Origin of the sequence: Knoellia sp. 3-2P3, assembly GCF_029223115.1 — a bacterium.
Taxonomy (GTDB): Bacteria; Actinomycetota; Actinomycetes; order Actinomycetales; family Dermatophilaceae; genus Pedococcus_A.
The window spans coordinates 403173-427583 of record NZ_JARGZE010000002.1 but is presented as its reverse complement, the minus strand read 5'-3'; the positions used below and the strand labels follow the sequence as shown (position 1 = coordinate 427583).

Here is a 24411-nt window from a genome sequence, read left to right as displayed (position 1 = left end):
GAGACGACCGCCGTGCAGACCATCGCCGAGTACCTTCCCCAGCACCCCTTCTTCGCGGGTCTGCCGGAGCCGCTCGTCGCGCTGGTCGCGGGGTGCGCCGTCAACGTGCACTTCCACCCGGGCCAGCACCTGTTCCACGAGGGCGAGCCTGCGGACACCTTCTACGTGATCCGGCACGGCCGGGTCAGCCTCGAGGTGCATGCGCCCGCCGGCTCGCCGGTGGTCGTCGACAGCGCCCACGCCGACGACGTCGTGGGCTGGTCGTGGCTCGTGCCGCCCTACCGCTGGCTCTTCGACGCGCGGGCCACCGAGGAGACCAGCGCCATCGCCTTCGACGGCGCCTGCCTGCGCGACAAGTGCGACACCGACCCGGCTGTCGGCTACGCGATGCTGCAGCGGGTGGTGCAGGTGATGTCCACCAGGCTGCACTCCGCGCGCATCCGCCTGCTCGACGTCTACGGAGCCCCGGTATGACGGCGGTGGCCGGTGCCGGCTCCCGGGCAGCGCGCCCGCGCGACCCCTTCCTGCCCCGGCCGTTCGTCGTCCGGCGCCACCGGCAGGACACCCGCGACACCTGGACCCTCGTGCTCGAGCCGGTCGACGGGGTGCCGATGCCGTTCGCCGCCGGCCAGTTCACGATGATGCAGGCGTTCGGCGCGGGGGAGGCGCCGATCTCCATCAGCGGCGACCCGGCCCGGCCCGCGGTCCTCGAGCACACGATTCGGAACGTCGGCGCGGTCACGCGGGCGCTGGTGCACGCCGCACCCGGCGCCGAGCTCGGCATACGAGGTCCGTTCGGCACCGGCTGGGAGGTGTCGTCCGGACGCGGTGGCGACGTCGTCTTCGTCGCCGGCGGCATCGGCCTGGCACCCCTGCGCCCGGCCATCCTCGAGGTGTGCGCCGACCGCGCGTCCTACGGCCGCGTGCTGCTGCTCTACGGCGCCCGCACCCCCGAGGACATCCTCTTCGGTGACGACCTGCGCCGCTGGGCCGCCGACCACGCCGTCGACGTGCAGGTCACCGTCGACAACGGACAGCACGCCTGGCAGGGGCGGGTCGGCCTGGTCACCCAGCTGGTGGAGCGGGGTGGCTTCGACGCCGTGAACACGCTGGCCCTCGTGTGCGGGCCGGAGGTCATGATGCGGTATGCCGCGATGGCCCTGCGCGCCCGCGGCGTCCGCCCTGCGCGGCTGCGGCTGTCGATGGAGCGCAACATGAAGTGCGGGGTCGGCCTCTGCGGCCACTGCCAGCTGCGCGAGTACTTCCTCTGCGTGGACGGCCCGGTGCTCACCTACGACGTCCTCGAGCCCCTGATGGCCCGGGCGGAGCTCTAGCCATGACCGTCACCGACCGATCCGACGCAACGGCCACCAAACGTACGCGCCCGACGCTCGCCGTGTGGAAGTTCGCCTCCTGCGACGGTTGCCAGCTCACGCTGCTCAACTGCGAGGACGAGCTGCTCCGCCTCGCGGGCGAGGTGGAGATCGCCTACTTCCCCGAGGCCACCCGCGCGGTGGTGGAGGGGCCCTACGACGTCTCGCTGGTCGAGGGCTCGATCACGACCCCGGAGGAGCTCGAGCGCATCCAGCACGTGCGCCAGGTGTCGCGCCGGCTGATCACCATCGGCGCGTGCGCCACGGCCGGCGGGATCCAGGCGCTGCGCAACTTCGGCGACGTCGCCGAGTTCCGCTCGATCGTCTACGCCCACCCGGAGTACCTGTCGACGCTGTCGCGCTCCACGCCGATCTCGGCGCACGTCTCAGTCGACTTCGAGCTGCGCGGCTGCCCGATCAACAAGCGCCAGCTGCTCGAGGTGCTCGCCGCGTCGATCCAGAACCGCACGCCGCGGATCCCGTCGCACAGCGTGTGCGTCGAGTGCAAGCGGCGGGGCAACGTCTGCGTGACCGTGGCCCACGGGACGCCGTGCCTCGGGCCGGTCACCCAGGCAGGGTGCGGTGCCCTGTGCCCGAGCTTCGACCGCGGCTGCTACGGCTGCTTTGGCCCCCAGGACACACCCAACACCGTCTCGATCGCCCACGGGCTCAGAGAGCTCGGGATGAGCGAGCCTGAGGTGGTGCGCATCTTCCGGACCTTCAACGCGGCCTCGGAGCCGTTCCGCCGGGAGAGCGAGCGGCACGAGCAGGGAGGGCCACCGGCGGGAGAGGGGGAGGACGCATGAGCCACAAGCTCACCGACGGCGGCCAGGTGATGCACGTCGGCACCCTGGCGCGGGTCGAGGGCGAGGGGGCGATGCACATCGAGTACCGCGACGGCACGGTCACCGACGTGCAGCTGCGCATCTACGAGCCGCCCCGGTTCTACGAGGCGTTCCTGCGCGGCCGCGCCCACACCGAGCCGCCGGACATCACCGCGCGCATCTGCGGGATCTGCCCGGTGGCCTACCAGATGAGCTCGTGCTGGGCGGTCGAGGACGCCTGCGGGGTGGAGGTGCCGGAGGAGATCCGGCTCATGCGGCGGCTGCTGTACTGCGGCGAGTGGATCGAGAGCCACGCCCTGCACGTCTTCCTCCTGCATGCGCCCGACTTCCTCGGCTACGACGGCGCGGTCGAGATGGCTGCCGACCACCCCGACGTGGTCGAGCGGGGCCTGCGGATGAAGAAGGCCGGCAACGACCTCATGGACACCGTCGGCGGGCGATCGGTGCACCCCGTGAACGTCAAGGTCGGCGGGTTCTACCGGTACCCCACCCGCGAGGAGCTGCGGGCCGTGCGGCCCCGGCTGCAGCGGGCCCTCGACGAGGCGGTGCGGACGGTGAAGCTCGTGGCCGGGTTCGACTTCCCCGACATGGAGCAGCCCTACGAGTACCTCGCCCTGCGGGCCGAGAGCGGGTACCCCATCGAGGCCGGGAGCGTCGTCACGTCATCGGGCGGGGCCTTTGCCGTGCGCGACTTCACCAAGCACATCGAGGAGTTCCACGTCGCCCACTCCAACGCCCTGCACGCGCGCCTCGACGGCTCACCCGACCCCTACGTCGTGGGCCCGCTGGCCCGCTACTCCCTGAATGCCGACCGGCTCAGCGACCTGGCCCGGGACGCGGCTCGCGAGGCCGGGCTCGGCGACACCTGCCGCAACCCGTTCCGCTCGATCATCGTCCGGGCCGTCGAGCTGGTGGAGGCCTACCACGAGGCGCTGCGCATCATCGACGGCTGGACGGGCAGCGGCCCGGCGAGTGTTCCCGTCCCGCCTCGGGCGGGTGAGGGCTTCGGGGCCAGCGAGGCACCCCGAGGGGTGCTGTTCCACCGCTACGTCCTCGACGAGGAAGGCATCATCCGCGACGCGCAGATCGTGCCGCCGACCTCGCAGAACCAGCCGAGCGTCGAGGCCGACCTGCGCACGATGGTGCAGACGTGGTCCGACCTCGACGACCACGCGCTGCAGCACCGCTGCGAGCAGGCCATCCGCAACTACGACCCGTGCATCTCCTGTGCCACCCACTTCCTCGACCTCACGGTGGACCGGGGATGACGGGCGTGAGGGGTGCTCCGACGGGCCCGGTCACCTCCCGCCCGCTCGTGGTGGGGCTGGGCAGCCCGGACCGGGGCGACGACGCCGTGGGGGTCGTCGTGGCGCGAGCGGTCGCCGCGCGCCACCTGCCGGGCGTCGACGTCGTCGCGCACGAGGACCCCACCGACCTCGTCGAGCTGTGGTCGGGCCGCGAGCTCGCCCTCGTGGTCGACGCCGTCCGCTCGGGCGCCGAGCCCGGCGCCGTCGTGGTGCTCGAGACGGGCGCGAGTGGAGAGCGCCTGCCGGAGTCGGCGTGGGGACGGACCGGTCGGGGTGGCACCCACGCGTTCGGCCTGGCCGCAGCCGTCGAGCTGGCCAGGGCGCTGCGCCGGCTGCCCGACCGGGTGGTGCTGGTGGGCGTCGAGGCGGCGTCGTTCGACCACCGGGCGACGCTGTCGCCCACCGTCGCCGCGGCCGTGCCGACCGCGGTCGAGCGCGTGCTGGCGACCGTGGGGGAGGCGCCTGCGGGGACCGCTGCGCCGGAAGGAGCCGCCCGTGTGCCTGGGTGAGCTGGCCGAGGTGCTCGAGGCCCCGGATGCCCGCACGGCCGTAGTGCGGTCGTCCGTGCGCACCCTGACGGTGTCGCTGCTGACCATCGAGGGGCCCGTCGCCCCGGGCGACTGGCTGCTGTGCCACTCCGGCTTCGCGCTGCGCCGGCTCACGCCGCAGGAGGCGCACGAGGCGGCAGCCCTGCGGTCCACCTCACCGTCGCCGCTCGCAGAGGCCACCGAAGAGGCATGGGCCACCGAAGACGCTGAGCCCACCGCACAGAAGAGGGAGCCATGAACACCACCCGCCGGACCGGCATACTGCTCGCGCTCGTCACGGCCGCGATCAGCGGCTTATCGGTCTTCGTGAACGCCTACGGCGTCAAGGCCTTCGACGATGCCACGGTCTACACGACGGCCAAGAACCTCGTGGCCGCGGCCGTGCTGCTCGCCCTCGTCGGGCTGGGCTCCCGAGCCGGGGCGCGCCTGACCGTGCCGCGCACGCGGGGCCGGTGGCTGGCCCTCGGGGCGGTCGGGGTGGTCGGCGGCAGCGTGCCGTTCGTGCTGTTCTTCGAGGGGCTCAGCCGGGCGTCATCACCCCAGGCCGCCTTCATCCACAAGACCCTCGTGCTGTGGGTGGCGCTGCTCGCCCTGCCCCTGCTGAAGGAGCGCCTGCAGTGGGGCCACTGGGTCGCCATCGGTCTGCTGGTGGTCGGGCAGGTGGGCCTGGCGGGCGGCCTGCCGGGCGAGCTCGGCACCGCCGGCGTCATGATCCTCGCCGCGACGCTGCTGTGGTCGGTGGAGGTCGTCGTGGCCAAGTGGCTGCTGGACGGGGTGTCGTCGTGGACGGTCGGCGTGGCACGGATGGGGCTGGGCTCGGTGGCCCTCGTGGCCTGGCTGGCGGTCACGGGCCAGGCCGGTGCCCTGGGGTCGATGACCCGGGAGCAGCTCGGGTGGGTCGTGCTCACCGGTCTGCTGCTCGCCGGCTACGTCGCGTCGTGGTTCGCCGCCCTCGCCCGTGCGCAGGCTGTCGACGTCACGGCCGTGCTGGTGCTCGCGGCACCGGTCACAGCCGGCCTGGGCGCCGCCGTCAACGGCACCGCGCTGGCGCCCCAGGCGCTGTGGCTCACCACGCTGCTGCTCGGGGGTGCGGCGGCGGTGTGGCTCGGCTGGAGGGGCGCGGCGCGGCCCGTGCCTGAGAGCGGGACGGTCCGTGCCGGCCGGTAGCGCAACGGCGGGGCTGCACGGGGCCCTGCGGTTCGCGGCGTACGCCTACCCGCCCAACGCGCTCGGCTACTGCGGGCCCCACGCGGCGCAGCAGCTGCTCGAGCAGGTCGCGGCCGGGGTCGACGACCCCGACCTGCGACGGCTGGCCCGCGGGTTCGAGGGCGCGTGGCCCTACCTCGAGCTCATCGCCGCAGCCAACCGGATCGGCGACCCCCTCGACGCGCGCGTCGTCGAGGCGTACTGGGTCGGGAACGAGCTGCTCGACCGGGTGGGTCCACGCCTGCTCGGCGACTCGCTCGAGGCGCGTTTCCGCGACCGTGCCGGCCGGCGCTCCTGGCCGAGGCTGGCCGACGCGGTGCCTGCCGGTGCGGTGCCGCACCACTCGTTCCACGTCTTCGGTGTCTACCCCTGGCTGGGGCTGCTCCGCGAGGGCCGGGTGGACGAGCCGCTGCACGTGCTCGACCGCTGCCGCGTGCGCTGGGGACACGTGATGGAGGTCCGGGGGCCGGAGGCGGTCGTCCGGTCGCGGCCGCTGTGCTGGGACGGCCGTCGCCTGCACCTGGGCGAGGAGCGCGAAGAGCGGGCCCTCCTGCGGGTCGACGGCCTCGGGCTCGCCGGGGGCGTCTCGGCGGGCGACTGGTGCTCGCTCCACTGGGACTGGGTCTGCGAGCGGCTCGACCGTCGCGGGTTGGCCGCCCTGTGCCGCCAGACCCTGCGGCAGCTCGCCGTGGTCAACAGCACGCCGTTCCCGGCGCCGGCCGCCGTCCTGGCCTGAGCCCTCGATCCGGAGGGCCACGAAAGCCTACGGATTCCGCAAAATGCTGTTCGCGCAGCGAGCAGACTGTGATGATGTGCCCTGTGAGTGGCGACCGGCCCGAATGCTGGCCTGCCGAGCCGCGCCTGCTCGACGCCTTCGGCGACGTGGCCGTGCTCGTAGACCTCTCCTGCCGTGTTGCGTATGCGAACGCCGCTGCCCGCAGCACCGTGCGGACCACGGTGTCCGGCGCCCCACTCGAGGGTGCTGACCTCCTCACCGAGTTCTTGGACGAGGCCGAGCGCGCGCGCCTCGCGGCGGCCGTCGAACAGGTCCTCGGTGGGGAGCCGTGGTGCGGGGCTGCGACGCTGCTCACCGCTGCTGGTCCGGTGCAGCGCCGGGTCACCCTCACTCCGATGTGGCGGGACGGGGCGGTCGTCGGGATGCTGTGCGTCGCGGCCTCGTTCGACGGGCCGGCGGAGCAGGGGGAAGCCGCGGCCGTGGAGGGTCGGCTGCGCGCCGGCGGCAGCCTGGCCCGGCTGGCCCGCGTCACCTCGGAGCTGGCCGTGGCCGAGTCGGTGGACGCGGTGGAGCGCATCATCATCACCCACGCGGCGGACGCCGTCGGGGCACCGATCGCGACCCTGACTCTGCGCGACGGGGACGACGCGCTGCGCATCGTCGGCCTGCGGGGCCTCCAGGAGAGCGACGCGCGGCGGTGGAGGCGCTACCCGCTCGCCATCGGCACGCCATCCAGCGAGGCCGTGCGCACCGGGCGGATGGTCACCGTGGTCGGGGCGGCGGAGCTGACGCGGCGGTTTCCCGACGTCATCGGGGACACCCCGGTGCCCGACCAGTCGATCGTCGCCCTGCCGTTGAGGGCGTCTGACCGGACCCTCGGCGCGATCGCCCTGTCCTTCCGGGGCCGTCGTCCCGTCGACGCAGCCGAGCTGGAGTTCCTTGAGATCGTCGCCGACACGTGCGCCCAGGCGCTCGAGCGGATTGGTGTGTCCGAGGAGGTGGCCGCCCAGACAGCCAAGCTCCAGTTCCTGGCCGACGCCTCGGCCGAGCTCGCCAGCAGCCTCGACTACGAGACCACCTTGGCGCGCGTGGCCCAGCTGGCCGTCCCCACGTTCGCCGACTGGTGCGGCATCGACGTCGTCGACGGCACCCGCCTCAACCGGCTGGCCGTCGCCCACGTGGACCCGGCCAAGGTCGAGCTGGCCCGGTCCCTCCAGGACCGCTACCCCGCCGACCCGGACGCCCCGGTTGGTCCGTGGCAGGTCATCAGGTCGGGCACGAGCCTGCTCGTCCCGGAGGTCACCGACGAGATGCTCGTCGCCTCCGCCAAGGACGAGGAACACCTCCGGATCGCGCGCGACCTGAGGCTCTGCAGCGCCCTCACCGTGCCGCTGTCCGCCCGGGGCAGGGTGCTGGGAGTCATGACCTGGGCGGCCGCGGAGTCCGAACGGCACTTCGGGCCGCCGGACCTCGCGTTCGCCGAGGACCTCGCCCGTAGGGCCGCCGTGGCGATCGACAACGCCGAGCTGCACAGCCAGACGCTGGTGGCCGCGGTGCAGCTGCAGCAGGCGGTGCTGCCCGAAGCCATGCCCAGCCTCCCGGCATGGGATATCGCGAGCCACTACAGCCCCTCGGGCCGCACCGAGGTCGGCGGCGACTTCTACGACGCCATCCCGATCGGCGGCGGCCGGCTGGCCGTGTTCGTGGGCGACGTCATGGGCCGGGGGGTCCGCGCCGCCGCCGCCATGGCGCAGATGCGGTCGGCCGTGCGTGCCTACGCCGCCGTCGACCCCTCACCCGAGGCGGTCATCCGCAGCCTGGACCTGATGCTCGATCGCTACGGGTCCGAGCAGCTGGTCACGCTTCTCTACATGGTGCTCAACCCCCGCCACGACGAGCTGATGATCGCCAACGCGGGCCACCCGCCCGGGGTGATCCTGCGCGGCGACCTCAGCACCGAGCAGCTGCCCTACGCAGACGGGGCACCGCTGGGCGCCGGGAGGCAGCGCCGGAGGCAGTCGCGGGTGCCCTTCCGGGCTGGAGACACCCTGCTGACGTTCACCGACGGGCTCATCGAGCGCCGCGACGAGGACATCGACCAGGGGATGAAACGGGTCCACGACGCGATGCCCGACCTCGTCGGCCGCCAGTTGGTGGATGGCCTTTCCGACCTCGTCGACCGGCTCCGGGAGCCGTCCCACGACGACGACGTCGCCGTGCTGGCCGTGCGACGCACCGAGTGAGCCCGCGGGTCCCCGTGGCCGGCGGCAGCAGGAGCGAGCCACGATGACGGTCGCCTGCTCGTGCACGAGCGAGCACACCCCCCGCCGGGTGGTGGTGACCGGCGGCCCCGGGGCAGGGAAGACTGCACTGCTCGAGCTGCTCCGGCACGCGGTGTGCCGCCACGTCCACATCCTTCCCGAGTCCGCCGGCGTGGTGTTCGGGGGCGGCTTCCCGAGGGAGGAGGACCCCACCTGCCGGCAGGCCTCCCAGCGCGCCATCTTCCACGTGCAGCGCGAGCTCGAGGTGGTGGGTGACGCCCACCGCCCGGCCATCGTGCTGTGTGACCGTGGGACGGTGGACGGGGTTGCCTACTGGCCGGGCGACCCCGCGGAGTTCTGGGCCTCGGTGCACACCGACCCGCGACGCGAGCTGGAGCGCTACGGCGCCGTGATCCACCTGCGCACGCCGCCCCCGGGTCGCGGCTACAACCATCGCAACCCGCTCCGCACGGAGTCGCCGGAGGCGGCGGCGGAGATCGACGAGCGCATCCTGCAGGCGTGGTCGGCCCACCCGCGCCGGTTCGTCATCGAGTCCTCGCCCCGCTTCGTAGACAAGGCCATGCGGGCCATCGAGATCCTGCACGCCGAGCTGCCCGAATGCTGCGCCCACGGCCCGGAGCTCCACCGCTGAATGTCCAGCGCCGAGACGGCGTGGTGCGGGCAGACGCTGTGCCGGAACCGGGGTCCGCCGACCCCGGCTGTGCGGGAGACTGCCGGTGTGACCACCGAGATCGCGCACAGCGTCCGCACCAGGCTGTGGCGCCGGTCGGGGGACGTCGTGGACGGTTTTCCGCTGGACGAGCTCTCGGACCACCTGCAGGACCACGACTGCCTGGTGTGGGTTGACCTGTGCGGCCCGAGCCGGGCAGGGCTCGACAAGCTGGCCCAGGAGCTCCTGCTCGACCCCCACGCGGTCGAGGACTCCGTGGCGTCGGCGGAGCGGCCGAAGGCCACCCGGCACGCGACCCACACCTTCGTGACCGTCTACGCCACCCGGCTCCCGTCGAGCGACAACGGGCAGCACGGCGCGGTGGAGTCCCGGCTCGAGCTGCAGAGGCTGTCGGTGTTCGTGCTTCCCGGCGGTGTCGTGACGGTGCGCGCCGACGACCGGTTCGACATGGACGAGGTGGTCCAGCGGTGGAGCGACCACCCCGACCTCGTCAAGCAGGGCTCCGGCGCCCTCCTGCACGGACTGCTCGACGTCGTGGTCGACGGGCACTTCGACACCATCCAGGCGATGGACGACGCGATCGAGCTGCTCGAGGACGCCCTCTTCGACGAGAGCGGCACCCGTCGGCTCCAGGAGCGGACCTACCGGCTGCGCAAGGAGCTGGTCCAGCTGCGCCGGGTCGTGCTGCCGATGCGTGAGGTCGTCAACACCGTGATGCGGCACCAGTCCGACCTCGGCGGGGGGCAGGGCGAGCTCGACGGCTGGTACACCGACCTGTACGACCACGTCCTGCGCGCCTCGGAGTGGACCGAGTCCCTGCGCGACATGGTCACGACGGTCTTCGAGACGAACATCGCGCTGCAGGACGCCCGGCTGAACGTCGTCATGAAGAAGCTGACGGGCTGGGCAGCGATCATCGCGGTCCCGACGGCGGTGACGGGGTGGTTCGGCATGAACGTCGCCTATCCCGGCATCGGCAAGACCTCCGGTTTCGTCGCCAGCGTGGTGGTCATCTCGGCGCTGGCCCTCACCCTCTACGTGCTCTTCAAGCGCCGCGGCTGGATCTGAGGCGGCGGACCTGCGGCGCCTCTCACCGGGTGTGCCCCTGTCGGTGGCTGCGCGTCGGGCAGGCGTTGACCGGATGTGTCGCGAGTGACCGGCCTCATGCAGGGTCGACCGTCTTCAGCATGACGCAGTTCTTCAGCCCTTTGGGCCGGTCGTAGGTGAAGCCGAGCCGCTCGTAGAGTCGACGGGTGCCGTTGTAGAGGTACGACGCCGACATCTTCTTGGTCTGGTTGGTCAGGTCGTGGGGATAGCTCTCGACCAGCCCGCCGCCGGCCTGCGCGATCAGGTCCAGCGCACCGGTGATCGCCAGCTCCGTCACGCCTCGTCGCCGATGGCGCTTGTCGACGAAGACGCAGGTGATCCGGTAGTCGGGGTCCGCGCTCTTGGTGGCGTCGTACTCCTTGCGGTGGTGGATGGTGGGCAGCTCGACCGGGGTGCCGTACTCGGCCACGCGATGGCCTCGTCGCCGTCCATCACCAGTGCGGCGTGTGCCTTGCCCTGCTCGACGTAGGCCTTCTTCAGCGCTCGGTTGGCCTCGGCCCCTTGGCCGCGCTCGGGCCCGTCCGGGTGGAACCAGATGCACCAGCAGCCGCCGACGATGCCGTTGTGCCGCTGCACCAGCGCATCGAAGGCGGGCCAGGTCTCGGGGCTGAGTGGCGCGATGGTGTACGAGAACCCGCTGGCCATACGGCACCTTGTTCCGCTGCGGCCGCGCGACGCCGGTCAACCGAGTGAAGCGTCAGTCCCTCTTCGCAGCGGACACGTCGACGCAGACGATTCCCTTGTTGCCGTCCGGGTCGGCGACCACGGTGAGCGAGGGCGCGTTGCTGTCATCGACGACGGTCCCGCCCGCGGCGAGGGCGGCAGCGATCCGTCGCTCGGCCGCCTCGTGCGCCACATAGACCTCGATGTGGAACCGCTGACCCGGGGCCTCGTGCTCGTCGGCGCCACCGAACCAGAGGTTCGGTACCCGTCCCGTGGCGTCCCTGATCTCGTCGCTCGGGGTCCCGCGTCCCTGGGACTCGACGCTCCCGGTCAGCAGGGCGGCCCACACGGGAGCGATGGTCGCTGAGCGCGCCGTGTCGAGGCCGAGCTCGACTTCGCTGACCGAGGCCGGGTCGGCGTCGAGCTTGTGGTCGGCGGCGAGCTCGGTGATCCGTCGCGCGAGGTCGACGTCCTGCTGGGTCACCCATTCGATGACGTGTTCGGTGCCCTCGTCGTCGCGGTAGATGGCGTCGTCGCTGGCCAGCTCGAGGTCGACGTATCCCTTGCCGATCGACACGCGAGGGTGGTGTCCGAGAGCGTCGCCCGCCTCGCCCACCGCGGCGACGAACCGTGCGCCGGTGCTGAACTCGTCCACCAGGTAGCGGGCGTGCAGTCCCTGGGCCAGCTTGCGCCAGTCGGTCAGGTTGGCTTCAGCGATCTGTTCGCCCCTCAGCATGTCCACAGACGGGGACCCTATTCCTGATTCAGCCCCATCGCTGGCGCAACGAAGAACTGGCTCACACCGCTGGTGAGTTGGCCCACCAGCCAGGAGGCCGACGAGGTTCGAAGCATCTCTGGCGCACCCTTTGCCGGGAATCATGGTTGAGGGCGTGACCGTGCGGACGTTCGCTTGCTGGGGAGGATTGCACCGTGAACATCTCGGATGGTGTTGTGAAGGTCGCCGGCGCCGAGCCACCTCATGGCGCGGTCCACGCGGCGTCGATCTGGGCCCGTGCACGAGCTCGGCGGGACCGGTCGCCGCGGCCGCCCGGCGTCGAGGAGACCCTGGCCGGGATCGAACGCCGCCTCAGCCTTGAGGGAGCCAAGCTGCTGCTTGCCTGGCAGGACAGTCGCCTCGTTGGCTTCACGCTCTTCGCACCTCGTTCACGAACGCTCGAGGTCTTCTATCTCGCCGTCGATCCCGATGCCTGGGGCGCAGGCGTGGGCAGCCGGCTGCTCCTCGAGGTCGAGCAGCACGCACGAGAGATGGGGCACGAGACGCTCGCGCTGTGGGTCATCAACGACAACCAGCGGGCAATCCGCGTCTATGAGAGGGCCGGCTGGATCGGCACCCAGGAGGTGAAGCGGGATACGCCGCAGTCGCGCCCTGAACGAAGGTTCCTCCGACGGATCGGCTGAGCCCGCTCCTCCTGCAGTTCCCACTGCCACGTCACAGCGCGCCGACGAGGTCGAGCCACCGGGGGAGTCCGCCGTCTCCCGCGTCCTCCGTCCGGAAGCCCACGTGTCCGTCGGGCCGGACGGCGAGCAGGCCTGTGCCCGACCAGCTCTCGACCCAGTGGATGCTCACCGGTGCGTGCGGGGGCAGCCGGTCCGGGACGACACCGTCCCGCTGCAGCAGCACGTGTATGCCGGGTGTCGCGGTCCGCTCGTGCAGCCGCGTCCGGCGCCCCCCGCACGTCACCGCTGCGTCCGGCAGCCGGTCGCCGGGCCGTGGACCCCTTCGGTTCCGGCCGGCGTCGACGGACAGGGGACTGGTTCGATAGCGCACCCAGCCCTGGGACAGCACGCGCACCACCTCCGCCATCGGCAGGCGCTGCCGGAGCACGAACGGGATCAGGGGCGCCGCGAGCGGCACGAGCGTGCCCCGCAGGAAGGCCGCCAGCGGGTTGGTGGAGGCCTCGGCGAAGAAGACCAGGTGGGTGAGCGCGAGCACCTCCCGTGCGACGGGGCGGCGCTCCATCTCGTAGGAGTCGAGCAGCGCGGAGCTGTCGTTCACGTGCTTCGCGTCGTGCAGGGCCCCCAGGCCGGACCGCGACGGGGCCGCAGCGGCGCGACGGGCGGCGAAGGCCAGCTTCCAGCCGAGGTTGAGCCCGTCGAGGATGCCGGTGTTCATCCCCTGAGCGGCAGCCGGCGAGTGCGTGTGCGCCGCATCGCCGGCGAGGAAGAACGGCCCCTGCCGGAAGGAGCGTGCCAGCCGGTGCTGCAGGGGGACGACCGCCGACCAGCGCAGTTCGGTGAGGCTCGCGCCGATGCCACCGGCGTCCAGCAGCGCCTGCACCTCGCCGGCAGGCACCTCGGGCCCCGGCTGCCCGTACGGGAGCCCGCTGCAGGTCGTGGGGCGCGTCGCCAGGACCCGCCACGTGGCGCCCTCACCCAGCGCGAAGACGAACACCAGGCCGGAACGGCCGGCAGCGACGTGCAGCACGCCGGGGGAGAGGCCGCCGTCGAGCTCCGCATCCGCGAGCACGACCTCCTCGCCGTAGGGGCCGCCGTGCCACCCGGTGCCCATGACGCTGCGCACCGTGCTCGACTGCCCGTCGCACCCGGCGACGAACCGGACCGTGGTCTCCTCGAGCCGCCCGGCAGCACTCAGGGTGGCCCGCGCGAGCCCGTGGCCCGCCGCGGCGGCCACCAGCTCCGTGCCACGCTCGACCTCGACGCCGCGCTGGCCCAGCGCCTCCGTCAGGGCCTCCTCGACGTCCATCTGCCGGATCATCGTCAGGTGCGGGTATGCCGTGTCGGCGATTTCCACGTCGGCAAGCCGGGTCGAGACGGTGCGGCTGCCCAGGTGCAGCTCGGCCCGCGGGGCGCGGTCGCCGACCTCGAGCAGGCGGTCTGTCACGGCGAGCGGCCGCAGTCCCTCCAGCGTGCGGGGGTGGACGATCATCGCCCGCGAGGGCCGGAAGGCGTCGGTCCTGCGCTCGACCACCCGCACCCGGGCACCGTGGGCCCGCGCCTGGAGTGCGGTGGCCAAGCCGGCCGGTCCGGCACCCACGACCAGCACGTCCACCTCCGGGGTCAGGCCGCCACGACGCGCCACCACGCGGCCCCACCCTCGTCGGTCGCGGCGAAGCGGTCGAGCAGTGCGGGTTCGGCGAGCACGGCGTCGCGCCCCAGCCCCGGCAGCACCCGGTAGTCGATGGAGCCGGGCTGCGACACGAGCTCGAGCACGCGCCAGAGCGAGCGCGCGTAGGCCTCCGCGCGGGCGGGACCGTCCCACTCGTAGAGCCCCCGGTAGAGCCCGCGGGCGTCGTGGGCGAGCCAGAGCTTGGAGACGAACCCGGGGAACCCGACGAAGAGGGGCGTGTTCAGCAGGCTCTCGGCCCGGAAGACCGGATGCGCCCGGCCGCGGACGAGCCGGAGCCTGAACGACACCACGAGCACGCACGGGGCTGCCGGAGTCCGGCGCACGGCGGTCTCGCGGTACACGCGCCCGGACGTCCCGTCCGCGAAGGGGATGATGCGTCCGACCTTGTCCCGCGGTTGGAGGACCTCTCGCCGACGGAGCATGCCGGCCGTGACGAGCACCGACCGGGCCACGGCGCGCCAAGCCGCCCCGCGCGGCAGGGGCGCCGCTGCACTCGAGGGACGCGTTGGGCTGGCCACCCCTTCACGGTGCGGCGGGCGAGGGGCCCCGCGACAGGGAGGAAGGTCCCCCTCCACCGGACTGTTGGCACCCGCTCCCGTCAGGCGTGGCACGAGACGATCCCCGGGTGGGGCCCGGTGGTGGCCTCACCTGAAACGACGATGCCGAGGTCATCCGTTCGGGTGAACTGCGCTGCCCCGTGGGGGAAAGGTGGGCCCGTCCCCGTAACCGGGTCTCGGCACCGTGCGTTGAGCGGGCATGGTGACGATGCCGGTGGACCCCGAGCTCACGGACCAGGACCTCGGGTCAGAGATCGAGCTGCTCGCCGACGTCATCGACGGGGCCAGCGAGGCGCCCTCCGTGCTGAGCCAGCAACAGGTCGACAGCCTGCTCGGGGTGAGCCCCACCCCAGCCGGCGAGGAGCGGTCCCGCTCCACCGGCGAGGGGTCCGGCGCCACCGGGGACGGGGCCTGACCTGGACCGTGCCCGCCTCCGCCGGCTGGTCTGCCGGCAGTGCTACAGGCGCCTGCCCGACAGCAGCCGGGCGGAGAGCTGCTGCCAGTCCTGCCGAGCGCAGGAGGTGTACTGCGTCCACGAGGCCCCCATCGCCCTGGCCATGCAGTCGGCTGCGAGCTCGACACCGGTGCGGCCCGACCCGCCGAAGGCGGCGTTCGTGGCGCTCTTCGCGGCTCGCCAGTCACCACCGTAGGCGCGGACGGTGACGACGTGGGCGTACTCGTGGCGCACCACCGAGTCGAGGAGGCCGGGGCTGACATCGGGAGAGATGAAGATCTCGCTCGTCGCCAGATCCGTTGCCCCCCAGTGCCCGTAGCGTGAGGTGACGCCCCAGCGGATGCCGCCCGCGGAGTAACCGGGGATGCGGGCGATCGCGGCATCGAGCGCCGGCCAGCCGGTGGGTCCTCCGCTAGACCGTCTCGGCGGGGCCGGGGCGGGGGACGGCGCGGGCCGCGGTGCGGGCCTCGGCGTCGTCTTGCTGGGTGTGGCCGGCGTCCTCGTGCCGCCCGGTCGGGTGGCCGGGGGTGCCTTCTTCGTCGTGCCCGAGGGGGCGAGGGCCGTGGGCCGGGCCGGCCGGCCGGTCGATGCCGCCGACGTGGGCCGGGCCGACGTGGACCGGGGCCGGACCAGGTCCTTCTCGGCCGAGGAGGTGGTGGGCGTGCGGCTCACGTCAGGAGGCCGGCTCGGGCTGGCGGCTGTCCGCACCGCCGGTGAGGTGTCCGTGCCGCCCTCGGCGGACGAAGCCCACATGACGGCGACCACTGCGCCCGTCAGGCCCACGACCAGCATCCTCGACGTCATGGTCCCCCCTCCGGCGAGGCGACCCCGTGCGCTCCCGCGGGAGCGGGACGAGGGCGCGACCAGCCCAGGGCCTTGACGGTAGGGAGGGTGAGGCGCGGCCCAAACGGCCTGCGGCCGTAGGACATTCGTGCCGTGTGGTGGAGCCGTCAGCGGCGGATGTCCTAGTACAGGTGCCCCAGTCGGCCGCCACGAGAGCTCGACCGGCGGGGCCCGCCCTCGGCCCCGCTGCCCGCCCTAGTCTCCGCAGGGCCGACGGCGTAGCGTTGCAACGAGCAGTTCGACGTCGGCGACCGCGTCGCAGGGGGATGTTGGGCTGCCGGCCGCCGGTCTGGCGGGCACACAGGGAGCCTGCGATGTCTGGTCCTACACGCTCGGCAGGCGCCGCGGGTTCCGGCGCCACCCCGCGCAGACGCGCACGGCGTCCGGCTGTCCGGGGGGCGCGCGGGGGCTCCGGGAAGGATGCGGAGCGAGGGTCGTGGGCAGGCGCGAACTGGTCGGCGCCGGCGCCGATGGGCGCCACCGGGCGAGTCTCCGCCTACCCACTGCGGGGCGTGTGGCTGATCGAGGTCGAGCCTCCCTACGACGACACGGCCGACGACGTCGACCACAGCATCCAGCTCGCCCTCGCCGAGTGCCCTCGCGGCGTGGTCTGCAGCTTCACCGGGCCCCTGGCAGGCACCTCCGACGCGGCACTGGACGTGCTGGCGTCAGCCGGCCGGCACGTCGCCGACTGGCCGGCTGTGCCGGTGGTGTTCGCCTGTCGTGACGTCGGTGCCTCAACGCACTTCGCGGGACGTGAGGGTGCTGACCAACTGAGCTACGCCTCCTCGATGCTGCACGGCTGGACCCAGGTCATGAGCCGTCGTGCGCCACGCAGCGCCCACCTGCGGCTGAGTCCGGGAGCGATGGCGGCGCGCAACGCGCGCCGCTTCCTGATCCGGTGCTGCCTCGACTGGGGTCTCAACCAGCACCTCGCGTCGGGCCCGCTGGTCGTGAGCGAGCTGGTCACGAACGCGATCCAGCACGCCAACACCGACATCGACGTCTTCCTGGCCGGGGACGGGGCCCGTCTGCGGGTGGGGGTGCGTGACCGCAACCCCGCGCCCCCGGTGACCCGCCTGACGGCCCCGGATGCCTCCGGGGGGCGCGGCCTGCGCGTGGTGCAGGCACTGGCTCGGGGGTCGGGCGCACTTCCCACTGTCGACGGCGGCAAGTTCGTGTGGGCCGTGCTGGGGCCCTGAGCCCTGAGCCCAGGGTCCTGAGCCAGCGGGCAGGGGCTCGGTGGACGTCGTCTGCGTTGCCGCCCGCCTCGGGCTGCTGCAGGGTGGAACCAGCCGGCCCACGGGGTCGGCCCGAGGGTGGAGGTCACCATGGGGTTCCTGGACCGGCTGCTCGGCCGTGAGCCGAGGACGCAGCAACCGCCATACGCGCCGCAGCCACCGGCTCATCCTGTGCCGGGCGGGGGGCTGCGCCCAGCAGCCGGCGATGACGAACGAGCCGTCGCCCGCTACCGGTACCTGCTGCGAACCGCCCCGCCCGAGGCGCTCGAGCAGGTGCATGCGGAGGCCTTCGCACGGCTCACGCCCGAACAGCGCAGCCAGGTGCTCGCCGAGCTCAGCCGCGACTTGCCGGCGGGGGAGCGGCCACCCGGTGCGGACCCCCAGTCCCTCGCCCGCTCCGCGACACGTGCCGAGCTGCGCCAGCCCGGCTTCCTCGAGCACGCCTTCAGCCGGGGACGCTTCGGTGGCGCCGCCGGGGGCATGGGTATGGGTGGGAGCCTCGTGGGCTCGATGATGGGGACCATCGCCGGCGTGGTGATCGGCTCGGCCCTCGCGGATGCGCTCTTCGACGGGTACGCCGACTCGCCGGAGGCGGCCGAGTCCGGCGACACCGGCAACACCGGCGGCGCCGACACCGGCGGCGCCGACACCGGCGGCGCCGACACCGGCGGCGCCGACACCGGCGGCGCCGACACCGGCGGCGCCGATACCGGCACAGCCGACACCAGCACGTCGGACACCGGCAGCGCGGACACCGGCAGTGCGGACACCGGCAGTGCGGAAGCCGCTGGCGCCGACCACGCGGGTGGCGACTTCGGTGGGGGTGGCTTCGGCGACTTCGGCGGCGGGGACTTCGGCGGCGACTTCTGACGCGCGGACCCGGTGACTAGTCACCGGCACACGGGCGCTGCCGGAGGCGGGTGGCCCCCGGCGCTGAGGTGGGGGGTGGGTGTTCTCCACAACCAGTCCTGTGGACGGCTGGCTCCACGCACCGGCGCCTGTGGGCAGACGGACGGCGGCGTGTCTCCGTGCCGGTTCGACGAGGTGGGGGCCTGCGCCGATGTGACCACGACCTGACCACGCGCGGGCCGCGTCAGCGGCGAGCCGGCCTAGTACATCGGGACTAGGGAGCCCAGCCCACGGTCGCTGATCGTCTCGACCGGACCACCCCGCGGCTCAGGCGCCCGTCACCAGGGCAGCGACGTCGAGCGCGGCGATGCCCACGGCCGCCCCGAACGGCGTCCGGCCGCGCCCCACGACCGCGACCGCCGCCAGGAGCAGGCACAGCGCGAAGACCGCCCACGCCCAGGGGGACGGGCGGCCCGGTGGACCGATCAGCGCGACTGCGGAGGCCACGGTCAGCACGGTGGGCGCCAGACGACGCACCACCTGCGCCCCTAGCCGGTGCGGCAGCCCCCGCACACCCGTCTGCTCATCGTCGGCGAGGTCCGGCAGGGCGTTGAGCAGGTGGGCACCCACGCCGAGCAGCGCACCCGCAACGACCACCCAGGGAGCGGGCCAGCCGGGGTCGGGGAGGGCCAGGGTGACGACGGCGGGAAGGGCGCCGAACGCCACGGCATACGGCACCGCCGACCACGCGGTGCGCTTCAGTCCGAGGTTGTAGGCCCAGCCGGAGGCGACGCCGAGGAGCAGGTGCACGGCGGCGGAGGCCGCGCCACACGCCAGGGACAGCGCCACGCACAGGAACCCGGCCACCCCGACGGCGAGGCGCACCACCGCTTCCGGCACCTCTCCACGGGCGACCGGCTTGTCCAGCCGTCCGACGACCCGGTCGCGGCCGGCGTCGACGAGGTCGTTCGACCAGCCGATCGTGAGCTGCCCGGTGCCGACGGCAGCCGTGACCAGAGCGCCGGTGCCCAGGCCGTGACCGGACCCTGCTGCCAGGAGCGCGGTCAGCGTCGTCACGGCGACGGTCGGGCCCGGGTGGCAGGCTCGCGCCAGTGAGGGGAGCACCGGCGGAAGGCCGGGGAGGAGACGGCGCACGGGCCGAGCGTACGGCGAAGGGCGCGCGGTGACGGGGTGGTCGGCGACGTGGAGTGCGGCGTAGGGCCACGCAAGGGGGCCTGCTGTGCCTAGGGTTGCCGGGTGAGCCACCTCGCCGCAGTCGCCGGGACCCTGCCGGACCACCGCTACCGCCAGGCCGAGGTCACGAAGGCCTTCGCCGACGTCCTCGGCTCGCGCGGCGTCAACCGTGCCCTGCTCGAGAGGCTGCACGCCAACGCCGGCGTCAGTCACCGTCACCTCGCGTTGCCGCTCGACCGGTATGCCGCACTGGCCGACTTCGGTGAGGCCAACGACGAGTTCATCCGCGTGGCAGTCGAGCTCGGGTCGCAGGCCGTCGAGAAGGCGCTCGCCGACGCGGGGTTGGCGCCGGCCGACGTCGACCTCATCGTGTCCACCACGATCACCGGCCTGGCCGTGCCGTCGCTGGAGGCGAGGGTGGCGGCCCGGATCGGGCTGCGCGAGGACGTCAAGCGGGTGCCCCTGGTGGGCCTGGGATGCGTGGCCGGTGCCGCAGGCGTCGCGCGCGTGCACGACCACCTGCGCGGCCACCCGGACGACGTCGCCGTGCTGCTCTCGGTCGAGCTCTGCAGCCTCACGGTGCAGCGGGACGACACCTCGATGGCGAACCTCGTCGCGAGCGGTCTCTTCGGCGACGGGGCAGCCGCGGTGGTGATGGTCGGGGAGTCCCGTCGGGAGGCCACGCTCCTGCCCGAGGTCGTCGCCACCCGCAGCCGGCTCTACCCGGACAGCGAGCGGGCCATGGGCTGGGACGTCGGCGCCTCGGGGCTGCGGATCGTCCTCGGGGTCGAGGTGCCCGACCTGGTGCGGGCCAACGTCGGCGATGACGTCGCGCGCTTCCTCGCCGACCACGGCCTGGCCCTGGAGGACGTCGGCTGGTGGGTCGCCCACCCGGGCGGGCCGAAGGTGCTCGAGGCCATGGAGGAGGCCCTCGGCGTCGCACGGGAGGCGCTCGGCGTGACGTGGCGGTCGCTGGACCGCATCGGCAACCTCTCCTCGGCCTCGGTGCTCCACGTGCTCGCAGACACCCTTCGCGAGCGACCACCCGCTCCCGGCTCGCACGGCGTGCTGCTCGCGATGGGCCCGGGCTTCTGCCTGGAGCTGGTGCTGCTCCGCGCCAGGGCAGCCTGACGGCCATGACGGACGTCATGTCTGAGGTGCTGTTCACGGCCCTGGTGGGGGCGGTGGCGCTCGAGCGCCTCGCCGAGCTCGTCGTCTCGAAGAGGCATGCGGCGTGGGCGTTCTCGCGCGGGGGCATCGAGTACGGTCGCGGCCACTACCCGTTCATGGTCGCGCTCCACACGGGTCTGCTGGTGGGCGCGGTTGCGGAGGTCTGGCTCCTCGACAGGCCGTTCGTGCCCGTCCTGGGCTTCACCATGCTCGCGCTCGTGCTGGCCTCGCAGGCCTTGCGGTGGTGGTGCATCGCCACCCTGGGCCACCAGTGGAACACCAGGGTGGTCGTCGTGCCCGGGCTGTCGCTCGTGAGCGGCGGTCCCTACCGGGTGCTCCGGCACCCCAACTACGTCGCCGTCGTCGTCGAGGGCCTGGCGCTGCCGCTGGTGCACTCGGCCTGGCTCACCGCGGCCGTGTTCACGGTGCTGAACGCCCTGCTGCTGCGGGTGCGGATCCGCGTCGAGGACGACGCGCTGCGCGGGGCCTCCGGCACGGAGCGCGAGGTGGCCGGTGCCTGACGTCGTGGTGGTGGGCGGGGGACCGGTCGGCCTTGCGGCCGCGCTGTATGCCGTGAGGGCCGGCCTGTCGGTGACGGTGCTCGAGCCGCGTGCGGGCGTGGTGGACAAGGCCTGCGGGGAAGGTCTGATGCCGGGCGCGGTGGTGGCCCTCGGGGCGCTCGGTGTCGACGCGCCCGGCCGCGAGCTGCGCGGCATCCGTTACGTCGGTGGGGGCCGGCAGGCGACCGCCGACTTCGCCGCGGGGCGCGGCAGGGGGGTGCGGCGGACCACGCTGCACCGTGCGCTGCGGGAAGCCGCCGAGGCGGCGGGCGTCGAGGTCGTCGGGCGCTCTGCGACCGCCCTGGTCCAGGACGGGGGAGCCGTCCACGTCAGCACCCGGGAGCCGGGTGGCGCGCAGGGAGCGGGCCTCACGGGACGCTACGTCCTTGCCGCAGACGGGTTGCACTCACCCATGCGGCGAGCCCTCGGCGTCGAGGTGGCCGTTGGGGGCCCGCAGCGCTGGGGACAGCGCCGGCACTACGGCATACGGCCGTGGAGCGACCACGTCGAGGTGCACTGGGCGCCGCACGGCGAGGCCTATGTCACCCCGGTGGCCGACGACCTCGTGGGGGTGGCGGTGCTCAGCGCGAAACGAGCGCCGTTCGAGCAACAGCTCGAGGGGTTCGCCGGCCTGCGCGAGCGCCTGTCGGCTGCGCAGGCCACCACCGCGGTGCGCGGCGCGGGGCCGTTGCGGCAGCGCGCGTCGCGCCGGGCATGCGGCCGGGTCCTGCTGGTCGGTGATGCCAGCGGCTACGTGGATGCCCTCACGGGAGAAGGGATCTCGCTCGGGCTGGCCCAGGCGCGGGCGGCGGTCGCCGCCGTGGGCCGGGAGCAGCCGGAGTCCTACGAGCGGGAGTGGCGTCGGGTGACCTGGCGGTATGCCGTGCTGACCGGTTCGATCGTGCAGCTCACCCGGGCCGGGTGGGCACGACGTGCCATCGTGCCCTCTGCGGCAACGGTGCCGGGCCTCTTCCGCGCGGCCGTGGCCGAGCTGGGACGGGTGCGGTGACCCGCGAGCTGGTCGTCCTGGTCGACGCGCAGGGGCGGGCCGTCGGAGCCGTGCCCAAGGATGGGGTGCACCACGGCGAGACGCCGCTGCACCTCGCCTTCTCGCTCTACGTCTTCAACGCCGGGGGAGAGCTGCTCCTCACGCGCAGGGCCGAGACCAAGGGGACCTTCCCGGGGGTGTGGACGAACTCCGTGTGCGGCCACCCCGGTCCGGGCGAGCCGCTGGACGGAGCGGCTCGCCGCAGGGCGGCTGCCGAGCTGGGGCTCGAGGTGGGCCCGACCGTGCTGGCGCTCCCGGACTTCTCCTACCGCGCCGAGATGCTCGGCGTGGTCGAGCACGAGCTCTGCCCGGTGCTGACCACCAGGGTCGCGTCCGACGTGGTGCTGTCGCCGGAGCCGGCCGAGGTGGCGCAGACCGCCTGGGTGCCGTGGGCCCGCGTCGTGGAGGACGTCCGCACCGGCCGGATGCCCTTCTCCCCGTGGGGAGTCGAGCAGGTCAGGGCCCTCAACGACCTCGGGCCCGACCCGGCGGCGTGGCCACCGGCCGACCCCCGCCGGCTGCCGCCCGCCGCGCGGTCCGGCTAGGTCGCCCTGTCGTTCACGGCGCGGTGCAGCACCCCCGGCCGGTCCGTCACGGCAGCGAGGATCTCGCCGAGCTTGTCCTGGGGCCGCAGGTGGGCGAGGTCGGGGTTGACCAGCTGCGCCACGATGTAGCCGGCCAGGGCGTTGAGCTTGACGTTGGTGTGGTTGGAGTAGGCCCGCAGCGCCTCGAACGCCTCCTCGGCGGAGATGCCGTAGGTCGCCATGAGGGCTCCCTTGGCCTGCTCGATGGCTGCCCGGGTGGCGACCGTGCGGGCGATGCCCTCGGCCGTCTCCTGCTCGACGACACTGCGCAGGGAGTCGGTGAGGTCGATGAGGTACCCGCGCACCGCGATGACGCTCCCGTTGGCCCTGACGCCCTCGCCCATGGCCACGATGTACCGCTGGGCGCCCTGGGGGGTGACGACCCGGTGGCGTGACGAGAACGGCGCGCCGTCGACGAGGGCCCGCTCGAGGGTCTCCCACGCCCGGGGACGGTCCTCGGGGTGGACCTGCCCCATCAGCTCCTCCAACGAGGGAGGGGAGGCTTCAGGATCGAGGCCGAAGACGGTCAGCAGACCGTCCGACCACCACCAGCTGTCCGTCAGGGCGTCGAACCGGAAACGGGCCACGAGGTCGGGCCGCGGCTGCTGGAGGGTCCCCTCCAGGGCCGGTCGGTCGGCAGGCACCCCTGCGCGCCGGGCAACGGGTCCCGGGTCGTTCATGTGTCCACCCACCTGTGGTCGGCCCGGGACAGCGGCCCCGGGCGCGCGAACGCGTCAGAAGCGGCTGTTGGCTCAACCAGTGGCGGAGTCTAGAGGATGGCCCGGGGCTGCCGGTCGGGGCCGCAGCGCAGCCGTCCGGTTGCGCCGGGTCGGAGCCGGTGCTTCCCTGACCGCAGTGCAGTGGTCCAGCAGCGGCGCCACGGTCCCGCGAACGAAGGACGTGCGATGCCGTCAGGAACCACCCAGCTGCGGGAGACCAGCGAGCCCACGCTCGCCCAGGATGGACACGAGGGCATCGAGGTCCTGCTCAGCCGGCTCCGTTCCTGCCCCGACCCGGCGCGCCGGGCGGAGCTGGAGGAGGCCGTGGTCCTCGCGAGCCTGCCCCTGGCCGAGGCCGTCGCCCGCCGCTACACCGGGAGGGGCCTGGAGCACGAGGACCTTCTGCAGGTGGCCCGGCTGGCGCTGGTGAAGGCCGTTCGTGGCTACCGCGCCGGGGCGGGCTGCGGGTTCGCGGCCTACGCCGTGCCCACCATGGCCGGTGAGGTGAAGCGGCACTTCCGCGACTGCGGTTGGTGCGTGCGCCCGCCTCGGCGGCTGCAGGAGTCCAGGGCCAGGCTGCAGGAGCACGAGGAGCGCCTGCTGCACGAGCTGCAGCGGGTGCCCACCCGCAGCGACCTGGCCGCGGCCTTGCGGTTGACTCGGGCCGAGGTCGTCGAGGCGCAGCGCAGCGCGGCGGCCTACCGCGCCGTCTCGCTCGAGCACCCCTCGGCAGGTCGGTGCGGGGCGGAGGCCGCCGAGGGGGCGTGCGACGAGTACGGCGCGCTTGAGATGCGCGAGTCGCTGCGGGTGGCCTTGGCGACGTTGAGTCCCCGCGACCGCCTGCTCATCCGGCTGCGGTTCGTCGACGGGCTCACCCAGGCCGAGGTGGGGCGCGCCCTCGGGGTGAGCCAGATGCAGGTCTCGCGCCTGCTCGCCCGGGTGCTGCGCCGGCTGCGCTCGCAGCTCCTGGACGAGCCGGTGGGCCTGACCCTCGTCAAGCCCCGTCAGAGTGGCTCGGCCACGCTGACCGTGGGCACGTGCTCGTCGAGGTAGGCGAGGACCTCTTCGAGCGAGCCGAACCGCCGCGTGCGCGGCAGCGGGGCGAGACGCCAGAGCAGGTGGCCCGGTGCCCGGCGCCGCAGGAGCGTCGCGAGCAGCTCGTCCTGGCGCGCCGGAAAGGTGGCGGGACGGAGCAGGGCGGCCAGTTGCTGGGTCCAGTCCGGCCCGTTCGGCGCCCACGGACGAGGCGCGGGCGCGGCCGGCAGCGTGGCTGTCATGTCGTGTTCCTCTCTGCCCGCCGCGGTCACCGTGGCACAGGGGTCGGCCAGTCGGCGCGACGTCGGGGC

General features: G+C 73.4%; 28 protein-coding genes. 20 read left to right on the top strand and 8 right to left on the bottom strand.

Annotated features, from left to right (window positions below; all coding sequences use genetic code 11):
* Positions 1 to 12: 12 nt before the first annotated feature.
* The 11 genes from P0Y31_RS07480 to P0Y31_RS07430 all read left to right on the top strand — a co-directional run bounded on the left by P0Y31_RS07480 (position 13) and on the right by P0Y31_RS07430 (position 10035).
* Positions 13 to 474, top strand: coding sequence for a cyclic nucleotide-binding domain-containing protein (locus P0Y31_RS07480; RefSeq protein WP_275803131.1), 462 nt, complete (start codon positions 13 to 15; stop codon positions 472 to 474).
* The gene (locus P0Y31_RS07475) at positions 471 to 1334 is read left to right on the top strand and encodes an FAD/NAD(P)-binding protein (protein WP_275867913.1); all 864 of its coding nucleotides are present in this window, start codon (positions 471 to 473) and stop codon (positions 1332 to 1334) included. Before P0Y31_RS07480 ends, P0Y31_RS07475 begins: the two co-directional genes overlap by 4 nt.
* A gap of 2 nt (positions 1335 to 1336) precedes the next feature.
* A complete protein-coding gene (locus P0Y31_RS07470) occupies positions 1337 to 2179 on the top strand; it encodes a hypothetical protein (RefSeq protein WP_275867910.1) in 843 nt (280 codons plus the stop codon).
* A complete protein-coding gene (locus P0Y31_RS07465) occupies positions 2176 to 3486 on the top strand; it encodes a Ni/Fe hydrogenase subunit alpha (protein ID WP_275867908.1) in 1311 nt (436 codons plus the stop codon). Before P0Y31_RS07470 ends, P0Y31_RS07465 begins: the two co-directional genes overlap by 4 nt.
* A gap of 5 nt (positions 3487 to 3491) precedes the next feature.
* Positions 3492 to 4034, top strand: a complete 543-nt coding sequence (locus P0Y31_RS07460; RefSeq protein WP_275867905.1) for a hydrogenase maturation protease — start codon at positions 3492 to 3494, stop codon at positions 4032 to 4034.
* Complete coding sequence (locus P0Y31_RS07455) at positions 4021 to 4311, top strand: HypC/HybG/HupF family hydrogenase formation chaperone (RefSeq protein ID WP_275867903.1); 291 nt, start codon at positions 4021 to 4023, stop codon at positions 4309 to 4311. Before P0Y31_RS07460 ends, P0Y31_RS07455 begins: the two co-directional genes overlap by 14 nt.
* The gene (locus P0Y31_RS07450; RefSeq protein ID WP_275867900.1) at positions 4308 to 5240 is read left to right on the top strand and encodes an EamA family transporter; all 933 of its coding nucleotides are present in this window, start codon (positions 4308 to 4310) and stop codon (positions 5238 to 5240) included. The genes P0Y31_RS07455 and P0Y31_RS07450 overlap by 4 nt, the downstream gene beginning before the upstream one ends.
* Positions 5227 to 6015, top strand: coding sequence for a DUF6390 family protein (locus P0Y31_RS07445; RefSeq protein ID WP_275867898.1), 789 nt, complete (start codon positions 5227 to 5229; stop codon positions 6013 to 6015). Before P0Y31_RS07450 ends, P0Y31_RS07445 begins: the two co-directional genes overlap by 14 nt.
* A gap of 83 nt (positions 6016 to 6098) precedes the next feature.
* A complete protein-coding gene (locus P0Y31_RS07440; RefSeq protein WP_275867896.1) occupies positions 6099 to 8258 on the top strand; it encodes a SpoIIE family protein phosphatase in 2160 nt (719 codons plus the stop codon).
* A gap of 43 nt (positions 8259 to 8301) precedes the next feature.
* Positions 8302 to 8928 (top strand): ATP-binding protein, encoded by a 627-nt coding sequence (locus P0Y31_RS07435; RefSeq protein WP_275867894.1) that lies wholly within the window; start codon positions 8302 to 8304, stop codon positions 8926 to 8928.
* An 87-nt stretch (positions 8929 to 9015) separates the two neighbouring features.
* Positions 9016 to 10035: a magnesium transporter CorA family protein gene (locus tag P0Y31_RS07430; protein ID WP_275867892.1), complete on the top strand. Its 1020-nt coding sequence runs from the start codon at positions 9016 to 9018 to the stop codon at positions 10033 to 10035.
* Between the two features lie 94 nt (positions 10036 to 10129).
* On the opposite strand, the gene P0Y31_RS18580 is transcribed toward P0Y31_RS07430, so the two are convergent.
* Positions 10130 to 10483 (bottom strand): hypothetical protein, encoded by a 354-nt coding sequence (locus tag P0Y31_RS18580; RefSeq protein WP_345803620.1) that lies wholly within the window; start codon positions 10481 to 10483, stop codon positions 10130 to 10132.
* A gap of 288 nt (positions 10484 to 10771) precedes the next feature.
* On the bottom strand, positions 10772 to 11479 hold the full coding sequence (locus P0Y31_RS07420) for a VOC family protein (RefSeq protein WP_275867890.1): 708 nt from the start codon (positions 11477 to 11479) through the stop codon (positions 10772 to 10774).
* 188 nt (positions 11480 to 11667) lie between these two features.
* Here P0Y31_RS07420 and P0Y31_RS07415 point away from each other — a divergent pair, with 188 nt between their 5' ends.
* On the top strand, positions 11668 to 12156 hold the full coding sequence (locus P0Y31_RS07415; RefSeq protein WP_275867888.1) for a GNAT family N-acetyltransferase: 489 nt from the start codon (positions 11668 to 11670) through the stop codon (positions 12154 to 12156).
* Positions 12157 to 12187: 31 nt separating this feature from the next.
* Here P0Y31_RS07415 and P0Y31_RS07410 read toward each other — a convergent pair whose 3' ends face one another.
* Together P0Y31_RS07410 and P0Y31_RS07405 are read right to left on the bottom strand one after the other, a co-directional pair.
* Complete coding sequence (locus P0Y31_RS07410) at positions 12188 to 13801, bottom strand: FAD-dependent monooxygenase (RefSeq protein ID WP_275867886.1); 1614 nt, start codon at positions 13799 to 13801, stop codon at positions 12188 to 12190.
* Positions 13777 to 14364, bottom strand: a complete 588-nt coding sequence (locus tag P0Y31_RS07405; RefSeq protein ID WP_275867884.1) for a hypothetical protein — start codon at positions 14362 to 14364, stop codon at positions 13777 to 13779. The genes P0Y31_RS07410 and P0Y31_RS07405 overlap by 25 nt, the downstream gene beginning before the upstream one ends.
* Before the next feature lie 241 nt (positions 14365 to 14605).
* Here P0Y31_RS07405 and P0Y31_RS07400 point away from each other — a divergent pair, with 241 nt between their 5' ends.
* Positions 14606 to 14818, top strand: coding sequence for a hypothetical protein (locus P0Y31_RS07400; RefSeq protein WP_275867882.1), 213 nt, complete (start codon positions 14606 to 14608; stop codon positions 14816 to 14818).
* A 42-nt stretch (positions 14819 to 14860) separates the two neighbouring features.
* Here P0Y31_RS07400 and P0Y31_RS07395 read toward each other — a convergent pair whose 3' ends face one another.
* Positions 14861 to 15661: a hypothetical protein gene (locus P0Y31_RS07395; RefSeq protein WP_275867880.1), complete on the bottom strand. Its 801-nt coding sequence runs from the start codon at positions 15659 to 15661 to the stop codon at positions 14861 to 14863.
* A gap of 551 nt (positions 15662 to 16212) precedes the next feature.
* Between P0Y31_RS07395 and P0Y31_RS07390 the strand changes: the two genes are divergently transcribed.
* A complete protein-coding gene (locus P0Y31_RS07390) occupies positions 16213 to 16902 on the top strand; it encodes an ATP-binding protein (RefSeq protein WP_275867878.1) in 690 nt (229 codons plus the stop codon).
* Between the two features lie 129 nt (positions 16903 to 17031).
* Positions 17032 to 17811 carry a hypothetical protein gene (locus P0Y31_RS07385; RefSeq protein ID WP_275867876.1) on the top strand — a complete coding sequence of 260 codons (780 nt, stop codon included), beginning with the start codon at positions 17032 to 17034 and terminating at the stop codon, positions 17809 to 17811.
* A 306-nt stretch (positions 17812 to 18117) separates the two neighbouring features.
* Here the strand turns inward: P0Y31_RS07385 and P0Y31_RS07380 are convergent, their stop codons facing one another.
* Positions 18118 to 18945 (bottom strand): UbiA family prenyltransferase, encoded by an 828-nt coding sequence (locus P0Y31_RS07380; RefSeq protein WP_275867874.1) that lies wholly within the window; start codon positions 18943 to 18945, stop codon positions 18118 to 18120.
* 102 nt (positions 18946 to 19047) lie between these two features.
* Here P0Y31_RS07380 and P0Y31_RS07375 point away from each other — a divergent pair, with 102 nt between their 5' ends.
* Genes P0Y31_RS07375 through idi form a run of 4 tightly spaced genes read left to right on the top strand, consistent with a single transcriptional unit; the run spans position 19048 to position 22307 of the window.
* The gene (locus P0Y31_RS07375) at positions 19048 to 20115 is read left to right on the top strand and encodes a 3-oxoacyl-[acyl-carrier-protein] synthase III C-terminal domain-containing protein (RefSeq protein ID WP_275867872.1); all 1068 of its coding nucleotides are present in this window, start codon (positions 19048 to 19050) and stop codon (positions 20113 to 20115) included.
* Positions 20116 to 20120: 5 nt separating this feature from the next.
* On the top strand, positions 20121 to 20675 hold the full coding sequence (locus P0Y31_RS07370) for an isoprenylcysteine carboxyl methyltransferase family protein (RefSeq protein WP_275867870.1): 555 nt from the start codon (positions 20121 to 20123) through the stop codon (positions 20673 to 20675).
* The gene (locus tag P0Y31_RS07365; RefSeq protein ID WP_275867868.1) at positions 20668 to 21723 is read left to right on the top strand and encodes an FAD-dependent oxidoreductase; all 1056 of its coding nucleotides are present in this window, start codon (positions 20668 to 20670) and stop codon (positions 21721 to 21723) included. The genes P0Y31_RS07370 and P0Y31_RS07365 overlap by 8 nt, the downstream gene beginning before the upstream one ends.
* A complete protein-coding gene (idi, locus tag P0Y31_RS07360; RefSeq protein ID WP_275867866.1) occupies positions 21720 to 22307 on the top strand; it encodes an isopentenyl-diphosphate Delta-isomerase in 588 nt (195 codons plus the stop codon). The genes P0Y31_RS07365 and idi overlap by 4 nt, the downstream gene beginning before the upstream one ends.
* Here idi and P0Y31_RS07355 read toward each other — a convergent pair.
* Complete coding sequence (locus P0Y31_RS07355) at positions 22304 to 23026, bottom strand: PAS and ANTAR domain-containing protein (RefSeq protein WP_275867864.1); 723 nt, start codon at positions 23024 to 23026, stop codon at positions 22304 to 22306. The two genes, idi and P0Y31_RS07355, sit on opposite strands and share 4 nt — an antisense overlap.
* Positions 23027 to 23251: 225 nt before the next feature.
* Between P0Y31_RS07355 and P0Y31_RS07350 the strand changes: the two genes are divergently transcribed.
* Entirely contained in the window at positions 23252 to 24118 is an 867-nt protein-coding gene (locus P0Y31_RS07350) for a sigma-70 family RNA polymerase sigma factor (protein ID WP_275867863.1), read from the top strand.
* Here P0Y31_RS07350 and P0Y31_RS07345 read toward each other — a convergent pair.
* Positions 24070 to 24342, bottom strand: coding sequence for a DUF2795 domain-containing protein (locus P0Y31_RS07345; protein ID WP_275867861.1), 273 nt, complete (start codon positions 24340 to 24342; stop codon positions 24070 to 24072). The two genes, P0Y31_RS07350 and P0Y31_RS07345, sit on opposite strands and share 49 nt — an antisense overlap.
* Between the last annotated feature and the right edge of the window lie 69 nt (positions 24343 to 24411).

What these genes read in the sequence shown, in the direction of transcription:
- P0Y31_RS07475 (WP_275867913.1), top strand. Translation starts at nt 471, where the DNA reads ATGACGGCGGTGGCCGGTGCCGGCTCCCGGGCAGCGCGCCCGCGCGAC.
- P0Y31_RS07470 (WP_275867910.1), top strand. Translation starts at nt 1,337, where the DNA reads ATGACCGTCACCGACCGATCCGACGCAACGGCCACCAAACGTACGCGC.
- P0Y31_RS07465 (WP_275867908.1), top strand. Translation starts at nt 2,176, where the DNA reads ATGAGCCACAAGCTCACCGACGGCGGCCAGGTGATGCACGTCGGCACC.
- P0Y31_RS07450 (WP_275867900.1), top strand. Translation starts at nt 4,308, where the DNA reads ATGAACACCACCCGCCGGACCGGCATACTGCTCGCGCTCGTCACGGCC.
- P0Y31_RS07435 (WP_275867894.1), top strand. Translation starts at nt 8,302, where the DNA reads ATGACGGTCGCCTGCTCGTGCACGAGCGAGCACACCCCCCGCCGGGTG.
- P0Y31_RS07395 (WP_275867880.1), bottom strand. Translation starts at nt 15,661, where the DNA reads ATGACGTCGAGGATGCTGGTCGTGGGCCTGACGGGCGCAGTGGTCGCC.
- P0Y31_RS07385 (WP_275867876.1), top strand. Translation starts at nt 17,032, where the DNA reads ATGGGGTTCCTGGACCGGCTGCTCGGCCGTGAGCCGAGGACGCAGCAA.
- P0Y31_RS07370 (WP_275867870.1), top strand. Translation starts at nt 20,121, where the DNA reads ATGACGGACGTCATGTCTGAGGTGCTGTTCACGGCCCTGGTGGGGGCG.
- P0Y31_RS07355 (WP_275867864.1), bottom strand. Translation starts at nt 23,026, where the DNA reads ATGAACGACCCGGGACCCGTTGCCCGGCGCGCAGGGGTGCCTGCCGAC.
- P0Y31_RS07350 (WP_275867863.1), top strand. Translation starts at nt 23,252, where the DNA reads ATGCCGTCAGGAACCACCCAGCTGCGGGAGACCAGCGAGCCCACGCTC.
- P0Y31_RS07345 (WP_275867861.1), bottom strand. Translation starts at nt 24,342, where the DNA reads ATGACAGCCACGCTGCCGGCCGCGCCCGCGCCTCGTCCGTGGGCGCCG.